The organism is Maritimimonas sp. 2405UD52-3 (assembly GCF_056591715.1).
In genome coordinates, this window is record NZ_JBWQOL010000002.1 from 532,693 (window position 1) to 548,756 (window position 16,064).

Below are 16,064 nucleotides of genomic sequence, written 5' to 3' on the forward strand. Positions count from 1 at the left end.
TTCTGGCATGAAGAAAACGATTCTTGTTTTCGGTTTACTTATCCTAGCATTGCTGCTATTGTTTCATTTTAGTAAATATGCGCTGATTTCAAATAATTTAGAAATAGAATTTGTTATTGCTTTTATTGCCGTTGTTTTCTTTTTTGTTGGTACATATATTAACAAGAAGAGTCTTAGTAGTTCTATCGTAGAAACTCGTAAGGAAATTGATCATCAAAAAATTAAAGAATTAGATATCAGTTCTAGAGAGTATGAAGTACTCCAAAAAATTGCAGAAGGACTTTCTAATAAAGAAATAGCCGATTCCTTGTTTTTATCAGAAAGTACGATTAAAACACACGTTTCAAATGTACTCTTAAAACTGAATGCAAAACGACGTACTCAAGCTGTACAAATAGCTAAATCAAATCGTATTATTTAATTTTAAACTAAAGTATGAGTAGTTTGGTACTTTAGTATGAGTATTAAAAGTAACCATAAATCTACTTTAGCACTCATTAAACGTTAAAAACAAATTTCAATGAAAGCAACAGTTTTAAAATATGGTGCTTACGGATTAATAACCGGATTCATTATTTTCACCCTACACCTAGTTTTAGGAATTGACAATTTAGATTTTAAAACAAACGAAATACTGGGTTATGTTTCTATACTATTATCACTTTCATTTATTTTCTTTGGTATTAAACATTATAGAGATCATGTAAATAATGGTAGCCTAACAATCGGAAAAGCAATCGTCATTGGTGTTCTTATCTCATTACTCGTTGGTCTGGGAATAGCAATTGCCGATTTCATCTATACCAAATTTATAGATCCTTCTTTCTTTAGCAATTATGAGCAGATGCTTATTGATCAAGGAAAAGAAGATGAAATTATTGAGATGACGAGCACTACCGCTGCACTATTTATGTTCGTTCTTGTTACGATTATAGGATTTATTATATCTTTAATATCAGGATTAATTCTACAACGTAAACCCTCTTAAAATCAAATAATATGCAATACGAAGCAACATCAGTTGATCATTATATAGAGCAAATTCCGGAGGAAAGGCAAGCTGCTGTAAATAAATTAAGAAAGACCATTTTAGACAATCTTCCTAAAGGATTTGAAGAAGGCATCAATTATAAAATGATTGGCTATTATGTGCCTCATTCTAAATACCCTGAAGGTTATCATTGTGATCCGAAGCTACCCCTGCCTTTTATGAATGTAGCTTCACAGAAAAACTCTATAAATCTGTACCATAGTGGTATTTATGCTGATAAAAAACTGCTAGATTGGTTTGTATCAGAATTCCCAAAACATAGTAAGCGTAAACTAGATATGGGTAAGAGTTGTATTCGCTTTAAACATATTGATGAAATCCCGTATGAATTGATTGCAGAGTTAGTAACAAAAATGACAGCTGATCAATGGATTGATCTTTATGAAACAAATGTAAAAAATAGAAAAAAATGAAAAATAGAGTTACCGGTATAGGTGGATTATTCTTTAAAACAAAAGATCCAAAAGCGGCGAAAGATTGGTATCAAAAACATTTGGGTTTCAACACAGATGATTGGGGTTGCACCTTCTGGTGGAAGGATAAAGAAGGAAACGATTGCTCAACACAATGGAGCCCTTTCAAAGATGACACAACTTATTTTGAACCTTCAAAGAAAGATTTCATGTTTAACTATCGCGTAGAAAACTTAGTTGAATTACTAGAAGAACTCAAAAAGGAAGGTGTTACAATTGTAGGAGAAATACAAGAGTTTGACTATGGAAAATTCGGTTGGATCGTTGACCTTGACGGTAATAAAATTGAACTATGGGAGCCTAAGGATGCGGCATTCTTATGACAATTATAGTTCCTGTGCTTTTCTCACAAGATTCAGCGTAGTTTTATAAATTGAATTTTGTTCCATTTTACTTTTGAGCCAAGCGTAGAAACTCATAACAAAAATATCTTCACGTTTCGCGCCTATCCAATCAAAAGAAGATTCTACAGTTTTATAGAATGTAGGTGTATTAACTATTTCTTGGTTCTTATAATACATTTCAACTAGTTTCAAGAAAGTAAGCACGCGCTCTTGATCAATTTCTTTTAAATAATTGGAATAGTTCCTTTTGAAGCTCAGGAGTTGTGATTCAAACAAGTCAAAATATTCTAACTCAAGAGATAAAAGAATAGCAATTAAGTTCTTTTTAATTACCCATTCTTTCCCTGCTTTCTCTATATACCATTTATCAGTGTGGTACAACTTAGATAACATACTATATGCCTTGGCTAATTCCTTTTGTTGAAAGTAGAAAACCAATAAGCTCAAATAAATGTCTAAATGTGTTTCTAGGTGTTTGTATTTTTTACCAATAAAAGAGCTCAATAGTTCAATTGCCTCTTCAAAGTTTCCAGAATAATTAAGATTCAAAGCTCTAAGTAAATTATATTTAGTTAAGAATCGTTTGTAATATTTGCCTTTCCCTTCTTGCATTTCTTGCAGCATAAGATTTAAGTAATATTGTGACTCATCAAACTTTTTATTTCTGAATAACATGTTCGCCATGATATATAGCACCTGTATGTGATAATATGGTTGCCTATTCCTTCCTTTATTATTCTTTAATAGGTTATAGATTTCTAGCATAAAAGATTCAACCTGAAGATAATCCTTGCTCACAAAAGCTGAAATATTAGCTATGGTTAACAATTGATACAGAGATTTGAAAGAAATGGAGTCATTTAAGCTAATATTATGTTCATTTAATACTTGTTCTAAAACAACTTGAAAATTTATAACCTCACCTTCATGCATTATATTTTTTAAACTCTTTCTGACTTTAGCATATACTAAATTGAGCTCTTCTTCAAGATAATAGAGCTTTTGGTTTTGCTTAAACTCTGATATGATTGCGTCTATTTCTTCAAAAGGATAGGTATGGGCGAACTGAATCTTAATATGATATATTTCATTCAAATAGTTATAGAAATACTCTTCCTTTGCTATAGCCTCAACTTTATTAAGCAATTTAAAAGCTAATTTATGTTGACCTTGCTCAAGGAGAAATCGTGCCGTAGATATATACTTAATGGTCTGCATCCTTTCAGAATTCTCTTCTTCAAGGTTCATGATAGCAATAAAATCAATAATCGAATTCAATAAGCGCTTCCTTAAAGCATGATAGGCATCCTTATTTCTACTGCTCCCGTATAAGATTCTAAAAGTCTCTTTTGAACTAGTATTACTACTTGCCAATAAGCTAAAAAGTTGAATATTTTTAGTACTCTTTCTTCGATTCTTTTCTTTTAAATATTTTACAAAACGCTTCTGTTCATCCTCTGAAAATGTAGAAACAACCGTTTTAATATCAATCATTATATCATCAGTTTTAAAACATATAAATTGTTTATTATTAATAAATTAAAAATTTATAAAATAATTTTATTCATCAGTTTAAATATAAAAAAATATTCTTTATCAACTCACTTCATCACATATTTGCTCCATAATCATTAAAAAATAAAAAATGAATTATCAAACTACAGTCACATTAAAAGAAGACTCAAAACAGAAAAAGAAGCAAGAGACTAAAAAAAGCTTTGATCAAAAGCCAACTTCAGCATTTATTGGAGCTTCATGGTTTGTACTTTTAATAGGAATAACCTCATATTGCATTGGTTTATGGAATGCAGATATGTTACTCAATGAAAAAGGCTATTATTTCACCATACTTTTATTCGGTTTATTCTCTGTAATCTCGGTTCAAAAAGCAGTACGTGACAAACAGGAAGGTATTCCGGTAACAGAAATATATTACGGAATAAGTTGGTTCACCACAATTACCTCGGTTTTATTATTAGTCATTGGTTTATGGAATGCTGATTTATTATTAAGCGAAAAAGGATTCTATGGAATCTCATTTGTATTAAGTATGTATGCTGCCATAGCCGTTCAGAAAAATACGCGAGACATAGCCTACATAGACAGCAAGAAAGAAGAAACTACAGAAGAGGAATAAAGCTGTTTTTTAATGATTGGCTTTTGCCAAAAAAACCCGATACTTTTATAAAAGTATCGGGTTTATCTTCCATAACAATTAACTTTTCTACTTATGCAGAACTCAGTAGTATGCTCTTAAAAAAAACCACTTTTTTAGAATATTCAGCCGTATCTAGGCTCAACATCCCTTTTACATGTTTATATAGTTCAGGTAGCTTTTCTTTAAACTCTTCAGGTGTCTCAAAGAAATGCTCCACCGTTACCGCTAAGAATTCATACTTATTTCTAAATCCGTATTTTCTCAGATAGCCCGTTGCTGCTATTTTACGTTGTAGTTTTCTATCCTTCAACTCTTCTAACATAGCATCAAACTTTTTCATAAAGTTGATAGCTGTAATGCTTCTTCTCCTGGCAAAAGTAAGGTGCAATGCATGTGTCAATTCATGCAAGCCTAAGTTTAAATTATCATTTTCAACTTTAATACCATCCATAAAGTCTTCCCATGAAAATACGATAGTTCTATATTTAGGGTTTGCTTCTCCTTTATGTCTTAGTTTGGTAACCTGAGACAAGTAATTTTTAGGATAAATGATAATATTATCAAACTGAGAAAACAGATAACGGCGCATACCAAACGTCAGCATAATAGCAGAAGAAGCTATTAACAATTTCATCTTCTCGGTAACCACAACACCTTCCCTACCTACAAAGTTATGCTTATCTATAAATTTACGTACTCTGTGTTCAAATCTTCTCTTATCTGAATCTGAAAGTTTTTTGTAAAATGCAAAGTAACGCACAATGAGCCCTCGTTGAAAATCATTCAACTCTCTTTGATTTATAGCCCTGTCAGCTAAATCATTTCCTTTAACCCATAAGTTGAATAACTTAAACATATTTCAAGAGTTACGTTACAATGATAGCCTCAAAAAGTGAACCATTTTAAAAAAAGGCCTAAAAATACGGTTAGTTTAGTTAATGGGGTTTAGGGGCTATTCTCACCAAATATAGCAAAAATAGCCTTAAAAACAAGTTAAAATCAATAAAATGAGCTTATTGCTAAATAAATGGTCAGGATATACGAATTAACCTCAATTAACTTTGCTCACTCTACAAAACCCTACTCGATAGTTATTGGGATTGAAAATAGTTCAAGTAAAAAACACTCAAGCAAACACCAAGTTTAATTTCAAGAATTAACATCGCTTCGCTCGTTGATCCATCAAAGCGCAGCTTTGAAAATCAAAAAGCCGCAAAAACAAAAAAGCAAGCTTTGTATTTTTGCTCGCTTTTTGATTTATTCGTGACCACGGAGGGATTCAAACCCCCGACCGCTGGAGCCGAAATCCAGTGCTCTATTCAGCTGAGCTACGTGGCCTTTTCTCTCTTTAAGATAAATTCTTCTTGACTATTGTTGATATAGTTTTGCCGTCTGCCTGACCTACCAGTTCATTGCTCACTATCCCCATTACCTTACCCATATCTTTCATACCTTCTGCTCCTATAGATTCTATGGTAGCTATTATAACACCTTCTATTTCTTCTTCACTAAGAGCCTCAGGCAAAAATTGCTCAATAACCTCGGCTTCACCCAATTCGGGCTCTGCCAAATCTTTACGGTCTTGAGCTTCATAAATTGCAGCACTGTCCTTACGCTGCTTTACCAACTTCTGAAGAATCTTCAGCTCTTGTTCTTCTGTTAACTCACCACTAGCACCACTTTCAGTCTTTGCCAATAAAATAGCAGATTTCACAGCTCTTAATGCTGTTAAAGCAGTTTGATCTTTAGCTTTCATAGCTTCTTTCATTGCTATGGTAAGCTCTTGTTGTAAACTCATTTCTTATTTTTTGAGGAAAGCAAAGATACTAAAAAACCCAAACCTGCAGAACGCAGATTTGGGTTCTAACAAACAAAAACTAAATAGTGTTAATCAACGTTATCATGCAAAAATGAATTGTTTGATCGCAACTGAATATCATTATTATCATCAGTACCTAAAGAGGTTCTTGATTGACTAGTAGATGTTTCTGATGAAGGTTCAACATCTTCTAGATCAACACCCATTCTCTTATACGCGGGCTGACTTTCAATTTCTTCTATATTTTTATTCATCCTATTAATGAATTTGTAATTGAATTCTTTCATTTTCTGTCTCCGCTCATCTGCCTTTTTCTCAAGTTCTGCAATTGTTAAATTTAAAGGAGAAATTTCTTCTTCAGGAACCTCATTGGCATCAACAACAGGTTTCTTCTCAACTCGCAGGTCAAATTGCAATTCTTCATCCTGCATTTCTTGTTTAGGGGCTTGAGTCACTTTTTCATTTTCATTGACCATAAAATCCTCTAAACCATATCTAATTTTACCATCGTCTGTATGCTCAGCCTTCACCCTGATAGGATCAACCACTTTTATCTCATCAATATTAGAAATTAACTCATGTGTTGTTACTTGATGCTCATTATCCTCTACGACGCTTTTCTTAGGTGTTAACGGAAGATCAAATGTTAATGTAATTTGATTTTCTTCTTCTATTTCTTCTTCCTGAATTTCTTCCCTTTTTGTTACCGGAGTAATGATAAAATCATCAACATACTCAGGAACTACTTCTTCATAAACTACATCTATATTATTGATCAATTCTGTTGTAGGAATCAAGTCTAATGGTTGTTCATACACTTCATCCTCTAAAACATGTTTGATTACTTTTTTTTCAGACTCAGGCTTTTTTAACTCAGCAATAGACTTTGAAGGTTCATCCTCTAAAGTATGAATGACTCTTTTCGACTCCGTAGCGCTTATCTCCATTTGTTGTTCCATATTAAACCCCGTTGCGATTACTGTAACAGCTATGGCATCACCTAGTGAATCATCTTCACCAACACCCATAATGATATCAACATTACTCTTAGCTTCACTTTGCACATAATCATTGATCTCACCTATCTCATCAATTGTAATTTCAGTAGTACCTGATACAATTAAGAGCAATACATTCTTAGCACCTGTTATTCTATTATCATTCAATAATGGAGAATCTAATGCATTGGTAATAGCTTCCTGAGCTCTATTTGATCCCGAAGCAGTAGCAGACCCCATAATTGCAGTTCCACTATTAGCTAATACTGTTTTCGCATCTTTTAAGTCAATGTTCTGAGTATAGTGATGTGTAATTACTTCTGCAATTCCGGTAGCCGCTGTAGACAGCACTTCATCTGCTTTTGAAAAACCAGCTTTGAAACCAAGATTACCATAGACTTCTCTAAGCTTATTATTATTAATAACAACCAATGAGTCAATATGCTCACGAAGTTTTGCAATTCCGTTTTGTGCTTGTTCATTACGCATTTTGCCTTCAAAAGAAAATGGAATTGTTACAATCCCAACTGTTAATAAATCCATTTCTTTTGCTATTCTTGCAATAACAGGAGCAGCACCGGTTCCTGTTCCACCACCCATGCCTACGGTGATAAATACCATTTTAGAATTTGTGCTTAGCATGGCTTTAATATCTTCCATACTTTCCATAGCGGCTTGCTCACCCACTTCAGGATTTGCACCTGCCCCTAAACCTTCAGTTAATGAAACCCCTAACTGAATTTTAGTAGGCACCGGACTATTATGTAAGGCTTGTGCATCTGTATTACATACCACAAAATCAACACCTCTGATACCTTTTTCATACATGTGATTTACGGCATTACTACCTCCGCCGCCTACACCAATAACCTTGATAACGTTAGATTGGTTTTTTGGCAAGTCGAATGAAATACTTTCAAATTCTGTACTCATAACTTATTTTTTTGGGATTGTATTTATTATAATTTTCGTTTGTCTTGTTTCTTTTCCTCAGTCCTACTCTGCGTTATCTAAAAACTCTCTAAACTTCTCTGCCCATTTCTCAAAAATAGACTTACGTTCAACAATAGATTTTTCCTTTACTTTCTTATCTTCTTGATATTCAGTGGTGTCAAAATTTTCAGCTGGAGCTTGATATTCTTTCTGCTTTTGATTCAAGCCTTTCATCAACAGACCTACTGCCGTTGAAAAAGAAGGGCTTGACATATCTATATCAGAATTTCCAGATAAATGCTCATTAGGATAGCCTATTCGCGTATCCATACCTGTAATATATTCTACAAGCTGTTTGATATGCTTTAATTCTGCTCCACCACCTGTCAAGACAATTCCAGCAATTAGTTTTTTCTTAGCCTCTTCATGACCATAATTCTTAATTTCCAGATAGACCTGCTCAATAATCTCAACTACCCTTGCATGAATTATCTTTGAGAGGTTTTTCAAAGTAATCTCTTTAGGCTCCCTTCCGCGTAAACCAGGAATAGAAACAATCTCATTTTCTTTATTTTCTCCTGGCCAAGCAGAACCAAATTTGGTTTTTAATAATTCCGCCTGCTTTTCTATAATAGAACATCCTTCTTTAATATCTTCAGTAATCACATTTCCTCCAAAAGGAATAACAGCTGTATGACGGATAATACCATCCTTAAAAATGGCTAAGTCAGTTGTTCCACCTCCTATATCAATTAAAGCCACACCCGCTTCTTTCTCTTCTTGGCTTAATACTGCATCAGCTGAAGCAAGTGGTTCTAATGTAATATTGGATAATTCTAGACCCGCACTTTTAATACATCTACCAATATTTCTAATAGAAGACACCTGACCAACTACCACATGAAAATTAGCTTCTAATCTGCCGCCATACATACCAATTGGCTTTTTGATCTCAGCTTGCCCATCAACTTTATAATCTTGTGGGAGTACATGAATAATTTCCTCACCTGGTAACATAACCAACTTATGAACCTGACTAATAAGCTTTTCTATATCAGCATCATCAATAACTTTTTCTGAATTAGGTCTGGTGATGTAATCACTATGATGTAAGCTTCTTATATGTTGACCGGCTATACCCACCACAACATCTTTGATCTTGTATTCGGCAATACTCTCGGCTTCCTCTACAGCCTGTTGTATAGACTGAATGGTCTGGGTAATATTATTTACTACACCTCTGTGAACACCTAAGCTTTTGGCTTTACCAATACCAAGCACTCCTATCTTGCCATACTCATTGGCCTTACCAATCATAGCAACTATTTTTGTGGTACCTATATCAAGACCTACTGCTATATTTTCGTGTTCCATGGTTTAGTTTTTTGTACAAACAACTTGATTGTAATATTTCAAGTTGATCGTTTGGTATGTATCTAATGTTTTATCTTTTAAAACCTTTTTATAAAAAGCTTCTAGTTTCTTAAATTTTGCATCAATGTTATCTAAGCTTCCTAACTCAATAGATTGATTGCCCACTCTTGTTCTTAATATGAATTCATTTTCAGGATTCGCTTCAATTGCAATTATTTGCTTTTGTAAAAAAGGGTCTCTAAAAATTATATTTGCTAACTCATGCAAATCTTTAGCGTTATTTGAATTCAAGCCACTTACCAATGGAACTCTGGCGGAATAGTTAGATGACAATGGCATTTTACCGCCCTTATCGTCTAAGTAATAAGCCACACCCTCGTCTACAACTCTGGCTATGGGAGTTTTTTGAGTAATGGTAGCGCACAACTTATGATCAACCGTTAAGAAAACATTAACACTTTCAATCATTTCATTTGATTGCAGCGTTTCTTCCAAATGTCTCAAAATTATAGTTTCTTTTGGCTGGGTTTTAAGCGCGCCATAATTTTGTATTAACAATTTATTAACCGTTTCATAGGTAATAAAAAGGTTGTCTCCGTTGGTGAATTTTATGTCTATATCGCTTACTTTTTTGATGTTATTTCTATAAGAGGTAAATCCAAAAAGGAAAACCAAAACACCTACAAACAAAATGATTTTGATATAAATAAAATATTTTCTCATGATGCTCTTTTCAATAAAATTTCTTTAACCGGATCGACTAACTCACCTATATCACCTGCACCAAGCATTACAATTATCTTTGATTTTAATTCTAATACTTCATCCATCAAATTTTCCTTACTGGCTAATTTCTTATGAACAGTGTTAATCTTACTCAGCAACCAAGAAGATGTTACTCCATCTATCGGAAGTTCCCTTGCCGGATAAATATCTAACAACACTACCTCATCAAAAACTTCAAGACTTCTGGCAAAATCATCAATAAAATCTTTTGTTCTGCTAAACAAATGCGGTTGAAACACAACTGCTATACTCCTTTTAGGATATAGTTCTTTTACAGCATTCGAAACCGCATTAATTTCTGTAGGATGATGCGCATAATCATCAATCAATACTAAATCTTTTGTTTTAATTTTGAAATTAAACCTACGCTTAATCCCTTTAAATGTTTTTAAAGCTCTGGCAATATCCTGGAGTTTTATTCCGTAATCATGAGCCATTGCCAGAGCTACCAAAGTATTTAGCACATTATGTTTTCCTGGTAGTGTTATTTCAATATTTTTGAGGCTTTCAGCTGATGTAAAAACATCAAAATAATAGCTACCCTGTTGTATTTTTATATTTTTTGCCACGTAATCAGCTTCCTCATCTATTCCATATGTAATGCCTTCAATGGGCAACCCTTTTTTAACAAAAATCTTATCTGTTACTAATTTTGAAAAGTCTATAAAAGATGCATCTAACTCCTTTGATTCTCCATAGATATCTAAGTGATCTGCATCCATAGAGGTGATACAGGCAATGTTAGGTGATAGTCTTAAAAAAGAGCGGTCAAATTCATCAGCTTCAACTACACTAATTTCATCACCCCCTAAAATCAGGTTAGAATTATAATTTTCTGAAATACCTCCTAAGAACGATGTTGCATTAATTCCACATTCCGTTAAAATATGACCTAAAATAGTTGATGTGGTTGTCTTGCCATGCGTACCAGCCACAGCAAAGCAAAATGTATTTTTTGTGATCTCGCCTAAAATTTCTGAGCGTTTGAAAATTATAAATTTCTTTTCTTTAAAATAATTAAGTTGTTTGTGATCCTCGGGGATGGCGGGTGTATATACCACCAATGTATTTTTTACATCCAAAAAAGAATCTTCAATATGACGCATCTCATCTTCATAATTGATCTTCACTCCTTGGGTTTCTAAAGCATCTGTTGTAATGCCATGTATTCTGTCATAGCCAGAAACATGCTTACCATTTGTATGAAAATAGCTAGCTAAGGCACTCATACCAATACCACCAATACCAATGAAATAAATGTTATGTATATCCTTTAAATTCAATGAATCAATTTTTCTATTTCATTTACAATGTCCCTCGTAGCATTAGGCAATGCCAATTTCTTTATATTTTCACTTAAAACTGATTGCTCCTCTTCATTACCTATTAAATTTTCAAGTACCGATTGAAAAGAATTGAGTTCAGATTCTTTAACCAATAATGCAGCATTTTTATTTACCACGGCCATTGCATTTTTAGTTTGATGGTCTTCTGCTACATTTGGTGAAGGAATAAAAATGACAGGCTTTCCAACAATACATAATTCAGAAATTGAACCTGCCCCAGCTCTGCTAATAACAATATCTGCAGCAGCATACGCTAAGTTCATATCATTTAAAAAAGCATGTGTTTGAATAGCATTTTTATGATACTTTTTATACTCATCATAATAGAGCTTACCCGTCTGCCATATTAACTGAATATCATTTTTATAAAACCAATCAATCTGGCTTTCTATTAATTGATTAACAGCTCTGGCACCTAAACTTCCGCCTAAAACCAATACGGTCTTTTTATTGGGGTTCAACCCGAAAAAATCTTGCCCTTTGGTACGATGATGATCAATCTCCAACAAATCCTGACGTACAGGGTTCCCAGTTTTTACAATTTTTTCTCTCGGGAAAAACCGTTCTAATCCATCATAAGCCACACAAATAGTCTTTGCTTTTTTTGACAACATTTTATTTGTAATTCCCGGATATGAATTTTGTTCTTGTAACACCGTTGGAATACCTTTTCTATTTGCCATTTGCAATGTGGGCCCAGAAGCAAACCCTCCCGTGCCAATAACCACATCAGGTTTAAACTTTTTCACAATACCTCTTGCTTTCCATAGACTACTCATCAACTTAAATGGAAATAGTAGGTTCTTTAATGTTAACTTTCTTTGAATTCCCGAGATCCAAAGACCTTCTATATCATAACCTGCCTGTGGTACTTTTTCCATTTCCATTCTATCCCTAGCACCCACAAATAAAAATTTAGCATTCGCATAGCGTTGCTTGAGTTCATTTGCAATAGCTATGGCAGGGTAGATATGCCCTCCTGTGCCACCACCACTTATTAATATATTAACCGATGGCTTCATGCAATATTTTTAACGGATTATCATCATCCAATTTCTTATGCTTGCTCATGTCTACCTCTCGTTTTGCACTCACACTCAGCACAATACCAAGAGCGAAGCAAGTCATCCATATGGAAGTACCTCCTGCGCTAATAAGCGGTAAAGGCTGTCCCGTAACCGGAAACAATCCCACCGCAACAGCCATATTGATAAATGCTTGAAACACAATGGGAATACCTACACCTAAGACTAAAAGCGTTCCGAAAATGGATTCTGTTTTATTCGCCACAATAATTACTCTAAAGAGTAACCCTAAGTAAGAAATCAACAAAAAGAATGCTCCAAAAAGTCCAAATTCTTCGACAATAATGGCATAAATAAAATCTGATGAAGATTGTGGTAAAAAGTTCTTTTGCACACTTTTACCAGGACCTTTACCCTGGATTTCTCCAGAAGCGATTGCAACCTTAGCTTTTTCAGCCTGATAATTTGCTTCTTCATCTGGTTCTGCAAAATTTTCAATCCTATTCACCCAAGTATCTATTCTACTTCCTTCAAAAGCATCAGGAAAGGCTTTGGCAGTTAAAATGAACAAAGCAAAGACTAAAACGCCTAAGCCTATTATTGATGCTAAATATTTTATGGGGTATCCTCCTATAAACGTCAAGATTAAAACAGAGGTAAAAATGATTGCCGTTGTTGAAAAGTTAGCGGGTAAAATAAATATCAAAACCAGGGCTACCGGCAACCATAATTGAAAAATACTTTCTTTAAATAATATTTCTTTATTCTTATTTTTTGCAAGATAGCGAGCCACATACATCATAATAATCACGCCTGCCAAAGTAGAAGTTTGGAAACCTATCCCCACAAAAGGGATTCGTATCCAACGACTTGCATTCACCCCACTTATGGTCTGGCCTTGCATTAATGTATAAATAAGTAGCAGTATAATGACAGGTATCAATAAAACAGAAAGGCCACTAAAATATCTGTATGGAATTTTATGGGTAGCATACATAATAACAAACCCTAGCACCAATAACATTCCATGCTTCAATAAGTGGCCCCATGTAGTACCATTTTCTACTACATATACCAAATTAGTACTTGCGCTATACACTGGGAGAAAGGAAAATATTGCTAATAAAGCAACTATAGCCCAAATAGTTCTATCACCTCGTATGTTTTTGAGGATTCTGGTCATTTACAACTGTCTTACTGCTTCTTTAAATTGTCTACCTCTATCTTCATAATTATCAAATAAATCAAAACTGGCACATGCAGGAGATAGCAAAACAGCATCGCCTTTTGTCGCCAATTTATAAGCTACTTTTACAGCTTCTTCAGCGCCTTGTGTCTCAATCATAAAATCAACCACGTTACCAAAAGCTTCAATAATCTTAGAGTTATCTACTCCTAAACAAATTATAGCTTTCACTTTTTCATGTACAAAAGGCAAAAGATCTGAATAGTCATTACCTTTATCTACCCCACCAACTATCCAAACAACATCTGTCTGCATACTATCTAAGGCATAAAATGTTGCATTTACATTGGTGGCTTTTGAATCATTTATGTATTGCACACCATTGATCTTCAAAACCGGCTCCAGACGGTGCTCAACACTCTCAAAATCTTCTAAACTCTCTCTTAAGGTTTCATTTCTAACCTTTAATAATTGTGCCACCATACCAGATGCCATAGCATTCTTAATGTTATGACTTCCTTGTAGTGCTAGATTTGTAATACTCATTGTAAATCTGTTTGAATTGGTTTGTATTATGATGTTATTATTCTCTTTATATGCTCCTTTACGGAATGATTTTGTTAGTGAAAAAGGAAGAAGTTCAGCCTTGGTTTCATTTTTTTTCAACCAATTTGTTATGGCTTCATCATCAGCATCATAGATTAAATAATCAGATGCCTTTTGATTCATGGTAACCCTAAATTTTGATGCGATATAATTTTCATACTTGTAATCATACCTATCCAAATGATCGGGAGAAATATTGGTGATAATTGCTATATGCGGTGCAAAATCAACTATACCATCTAACTGAAAACTACTGAGTTCTAACACGTAGTTTTTATGATCATTTTCTGCTAATTGCAAAGCAAAACTGTCGCCAACATTTCCAGCCACCCCCACATTTAATCTTGCCTTTTTCAGGATGTGATGCGTCAATAATGTTGTGGTAGTTTTACCATTACTCCCTGTTATCCCAACTACAGTAGCATCTGTAAATTTGCCTGCAAATTCAATCTCTGAAATCACCGGAATACCTTTTTCTTTTAGCCGCTCTATTAGAGCCACTTTATCAGGAATACCCGGGCTCTTCATGACCACATCTGCATCAAAAATCTGTGATTCTGAATGCTTACCTTCTTCAAAAACTATTTCATTATGTAAAAGAACTTTCTTGTATTTATCCGCAATTGTTCCTTTATCAGAAACAAAAACTTTATAATCTTTTTGTTTTGCCAATACTGCTGTACCCACACCACTTTCTCCTCCTCCTAATACAGCTATCTTCATGCTATCTCACTTTTAAAGTGATGATTGATAACACTGCCAACATGATTCCAATAATCCAGAACCTGGCAACTATTTTACTTTCATGATATCCTTTCTTTTGAAAATGATGATGCAAGGGTGACATCAAGAAAATACGCCTGCCTTCACCAAACTTCTTTTTGGTATACTTGAAATAACTCACCTGTAATACCACCGATAAATTTTCTGCTAAAAAGATGCCCGCAAGGATGGGAATCAATAATTCCTTACGAACCGAAATGGCCAACACAGCAATGATTCCTCCTATTGTCAAACTGCCTGTGTCTCCCATAAAAACCTGAGCGGGATATGTATTGTACCATAAGAACCCTATCAAGCCCCCTACAAAAGCACTTATAAAAACAGTCATTTCACCGGAATGAGGTATATACATTACATTCAAATAATTGGCAAAAATGAGGTTACCCGATACCCATGCAAAAATGCCTAGTGCCATTACCATAATCGCTGAAGAACCGGCTGCCAATCCATCAATTCCATCCGTCAAGTTGGCTCCATTAGACACTGCTGTAATGATGAATACAACAATAATTACAAACAATATCCAGCTGTAATTTTCAGCTTCATCACCTAACCAGCTTACCAACGACGAATAATCGAATTCGTTATTCTTAACAAAAGGAATGGTAGTCTTTAACGATTTGTGTTCTTTTTCAAATAAATCTGATGGGCTTTTTTGTTGGATTTCGGCTTGAACCGTCGCCGGCAATTCTTTCTTCTCTTTTACAGTAACACTTGGTGAGAAGTACAACATACAGCCCACAAAAACTCCTAAACCAACCTGTCCTAAAATTTTAAATCGCCCTTTTAAACCTTCTTTATCTTTTTTGAAAACTTTGATATAATCATCAATAAATCCAATAAGACCCATCCATAAGGTAGACACCAATAGTATGATGATATACACATTACTTAGTTCTGCAAAAAGCAACACAGGAATCACTGTTGCCAGAATGATAATGATACCGCCCATTGTTGGTGTACCTGTCTTTTCCTTTTGCCCTTCTAAACCGAGATCGCGAACGGATTCACCCACCTGCAATCGACGCAACTTATCAATGATACGACGCCCAAAAATGGTTGAAATGAGTATTGAAAAAACAAAAGCTGCAGCAGAACGAAAGGATATATATTGAAATAGTCCCGCTCCAGCTAGGTCATAATGTTTTTCCAAGTATTCAAATAAGTAATACAACATGGTTT

General features: G+C 34.3%; 16 protein-coding genes and 1 tRNA gene. 5 read left to right on the forward strand and 12 right to left on the reverse strand.

Annotation, left to right across the window (positions count from 1 at the left end):
- Positions 1-7 precede the first annotated feature (7 nt).
- The 4 genes from AC1EU5_RS06705 to AC1EU5_RS06720 all read left to right on the forward strand — a co-directional run bounded on the left by AC1EU5_RS06705 (position 8) and on the right by AC1EU5_RS06720 (position 1,847).
- Positions 8-421: a response regulator transcription factor gene (locus tag AC1EU5_RS06705; protein WP_480191599.1), complete on the forward strand. Its 414-nt coding sequence runs from the start codon at positions 8-10 to the stop codon at positions 419-421.
- Between the two features lie 99 nt (positions 422-520).
- Complete coding sequence (locus AC1EU5_RS06710) at positions 521-988, forward strand: DUF4199 domain-containing protein (RefSeq protein WP_480191600.1); 468 nt, start codon at positions 521-523, stop codon at positions 986-988.
- 11 nt (positions 989-999) lie between these two features.
- Positions 1,000-1,464, forward strand: a complete 465-nt coding sequence (locus AC1EU5_RS06715) for a DUF1801 domain-containing protein (RefSeq protein WP_480191601.1) — start codon at positions 1,000-1,002, stop codon at positions 1,462-1,464.
- Positions 1,461-1,847, forward strand: coding sequence for a VOC family protein (locus tag AC1EU5_RS06720; protein ID WP_480191602.1), 387 nt, complete (start codon positions 1,461-1,463; stop codon positions 1,845-1,847). The genes AC1EU5_RS06715 and AC1EU5_RS06720 overlap by 4 nt, the downstream gene beginning before the upstream one ends.
- Positions 1,848-1,850: 3 nt before the next feature.
- On the opposite strand, the gene AC1EU5_RS06725 is transcribed toward AC1EU5_RS06720, so the two are convergent.
- Positions 1,851-3,362 (reverse strand): hypothetical protein, encoded by a 1,512-nt coding sequence (locus AC1EU5_RS06725; RefSeq protein ID WP_480191603.1) that lies wholly within the window; start codon positions 3,360-3,362, stop codon positions 1,851-1,853.
- 151 nt (positions 3,363-3,513) lie between these two features.
- On the opposite strand from AC1EU5_RS06725, the gene yiaA reads away from it, so the two are divergent.
- Positions 3,514-4,005 carry an inner membrane protein YiaA gene (gene yiaA / locus AC1EU5_RS06730; protein ID WP_480191604.1) on the forward strand — a complete coding sequence of 164 codons (492 nt, stop codon included), beginning with the start codon at positions 3,514-3,516 and terminating at the stop codon, positions 4,003-4,005.
- A 91-nt stretch (positions 4,006-4,096) separates the two neighbouring features.
- Here yiaA and AC1EU5_RS06735 read toward each other — a convergent pair whose 3' ends face one another.
- The 11 genes from AC1EU5_RS06735 to mraY all read right to left on the reverse strand — a co-directional run bounded on the left by AC1EU5_RS06735 (position 4,097) and on the right by mraY (position 16,059).
- Positions 4,097-4,882, reverse strand: coding sequence for a zinc-dependent peptidase (locus tag AC1EU5_RS06735; RefSeq protein ID WP_480191605.1), 786 nt, complete (start codon positions 4,880-4,882; stop codon positions 4,097-4,099).
- A 408-nt stretch (positions 4,883-5,290) separates the two neighbouring features.
- A tRNA-Arg gene (locus tag AC1EU5_RS06740) sits at positions 5,291-5,364 on the reverse strand.
- A gap of 10 nt (positions 5,365-5,374) precedes the next feature.
- On the reverse strand, positions 5,375-5,824 hold the full coding sequence (locus tag AC1EU5_RS06745) for a GatB/YqeY domain-containing protein (RefSeq protein WP_480191606.1): 450 nt from the start codon (positions 5,822-5,824) through the stop codon (positions 5,375-5,377).
- 89 nt (positions 5,825-5,913) lie between these two features.
- Positions 5,914-7,776: a cell division protein FtsZ gene (gene ftsZ / locus AC1EU5_RS06750; RefSeq protein ID WP_480191607.1), complete on the reverse strand. Its 1,863-nt coding sequence runs from the start codon at positions 7,774-7,776 to the stop codon at positions 5,914-5,916.
- A gap of 63 nt (positions 7,777-7,839) precedes the next feature.
- Positions 7,840-9,150 (reverse strand): cell division protein FtsA, encoded by a 1,311-nt coding sequence (gene ftsA / locus AC1EU5_RS06755; protein WP_480191608.1) that lies wholly within the window; start codon positions 9,148-9,150, stop codon positions 7,840-7,842.
- Positions 9,151-9,153: 3 nt separating this feature from the next.
- The gene (locus tag AC1EU5_RS06760; RefSeq protein ID WP_480191609.1) at positions 9,154-9,873 is read right to left on the reverse strand and encodes a cell division protein FtsQ/DivIB; all 720 of its coding nucleotides are present in this window, start codon (positions 9,871-9,873) and stop codon (positions 9,154-9,156) included.
- Positions 9,870-11,219: a UDP-N-acetylmuramate--L-alanine ligase gene (gene murC, locus AC1EU5_RS06765; RefSeq protein WP_480191610.1), complete on the reverse strand. Its 1,350-nt coding sequence runs from the start codon at positions 11,217-11,219 to the stop codon at positions 9,870-9,872. Before murC ends, AC1EU5_RS06760 begins: the two co-directional genes overlap by 4 nt.
- Positions 11,216-12,304 (reverse strand): undecaprenyldiphospho-muramoylpentapeptide beta-N-acetylglucosaminyltransferase, encoded by a 1,089-nt coding sequence (gene murG, locus AC1EU5_RS06770; RefSeq protein WP_480191611.1) that lies wholly within the window; start codon positions 12,302-12,304, stop codon positions 11,216-11,218. Before murG ends, murC begins: the two co-directional genes overlap by 4 nt.
- A complete protein-coding gene (locus tag AC1EU5_RS06775; RefSeq protein WP_480191612.1) occupies positions 12,288-13,490 on the reverse strand; it encodes an FtsW/RodA/SpoVE family cell cycle protein in 1,203 nt (400 codons plus the stop codon). Before AC1EU5_RS06775 ends, murG begins: the two co-directional genes overlap by 17 nt.
- Positions 13,491-14,822, reverse strand: coding sequence for a UDP-N-acetylmuramoyl-L-alanine--D-glutamate ligase (gene murD, locus AC1EU5_RS06780; protein WP_480191613.1), 1,332 nt, complete (start codon positions 14,820-14,822; stop codon positions 13,491-13,493). It lies immediately after the preceding gene.
- Position 14,823: 1 nt separating this feature from the next.
- Positions 14,824-16,059, reverse strand: coding sequence for a phospho-N-acetylmuramoyl-pentapeptide-transferase (mraY, locus tag AC1EU5_RS06785; RefSeq protein WP_480191614.1), 1,236 nt, complete (start codon positions 16,057-16,059; stop codon positions 14,824-14,826).
- Between the last annotated feature and the right edge of the window lie 5 nt (positions 16,060-16,064).

Bases quoted from the DNA above. Each gene is read 5' to 3' on its own strand.
- ftsZ (WP_480191607.1), bottom strand. From the start codon at position 7,776: ATGAGTACAGAATTTGAAAGTATTTCATTCGACTTGCCAAAAAACCAA.
- AC1EU5_RS06720 (WP_480191602.1), top strand. From the start codon at position 1,461: ATGAAAAATAGAGTTACCGGTATAGGTGGATTATTCTTTAAAACAAAA.
- AC1EU5_RS06760 (WP_480191609.1), bottom strand. From the start codon at position 9,873: ATGAGAAAATATTTTATTTATATCAAAATCATTTTGTTTGTAGGTGTT.
- yiaA (WP_480191604.1), top strand. From the start codon at position 3,514: ATGAATTATCAAACTACAGTCACATTAAAAGAAGACTCAAAACAGAAA.
- AC1EU5_RS06725 (WP_480191603.1), bottom strand. From the start codon at position 3,362: ATGATTGATATTAAAACGGTTGTTTCTACATTTTCAGAGGATGAACAG.
- AC1EU5_RS06710 (WP_480191600.1), top strand. From the start codon at position 521: ATGAAAGCAACAGTTTTAAAATATGGTGCTTACGGATTAATAACCGGA.
- murG (WP_480191611.1), bottom strand. From the start codon at position 12,304: ATGAAGCCATCGGTTAATATATTAATAAGTGGTGGTGGCACAGGAGGG.
- ftsA (WP_480191608.1), bottom strand. From the start codon at position 9,150: ATGGAACACGAAAATATAGCAGTAGGTCTTGATATAGGTACCACAAAA.
- AC1EU5_RS06735 (WP_480191605.1), bottom strand. From the start codon at position 4,882: ATGTTTAAGTTATTCAACTTATGGGTTAAAGGAAATGATTTAGCTGAC.
- murD (WP_480191613.1), bottom strand. From the start codon at position 14,822: ATGAAGATAGCTGTATTAGGAGGAGGAGAAAGTGGTGTGGGTACAGCA.
- AC1EU5_RS06715 (WP_480191601.1), top strand. From the start codon at position 1,000: ATGCAATACGAAGCAACATCAGTTGATCATTATATAGAGCAAATTCCG.
- AC1EU5_RS06705 (WP_480191599.1), top strand. From the start codon at position 8: ATGAAGAAAACGATTCTTGTTTTCGGTTTACTTATCCTAGCATTGCTG.
- AC1EU5_RS06775 (WP_480191612.1), bottom strand. From the start codon at position 13,490: ATGACCAGAATCCTCAAAAACATACGAGGTGATAGAACTATTTGGGCT.
- AC1EU5_RS06745 (WP_480191606.1), bottom strand. From the start codon at position 5,824: ATGAGTTTACAACAAGAGCTTACCATAGCAATGAAAGAAGCTATGAAA.
- mraY (WP_480191614.1), bottom strand. From the start codon at position 16,059: ATGTTGTATTACTTATTTGAATACTTGGAAAAACATTATGACCTAGCT.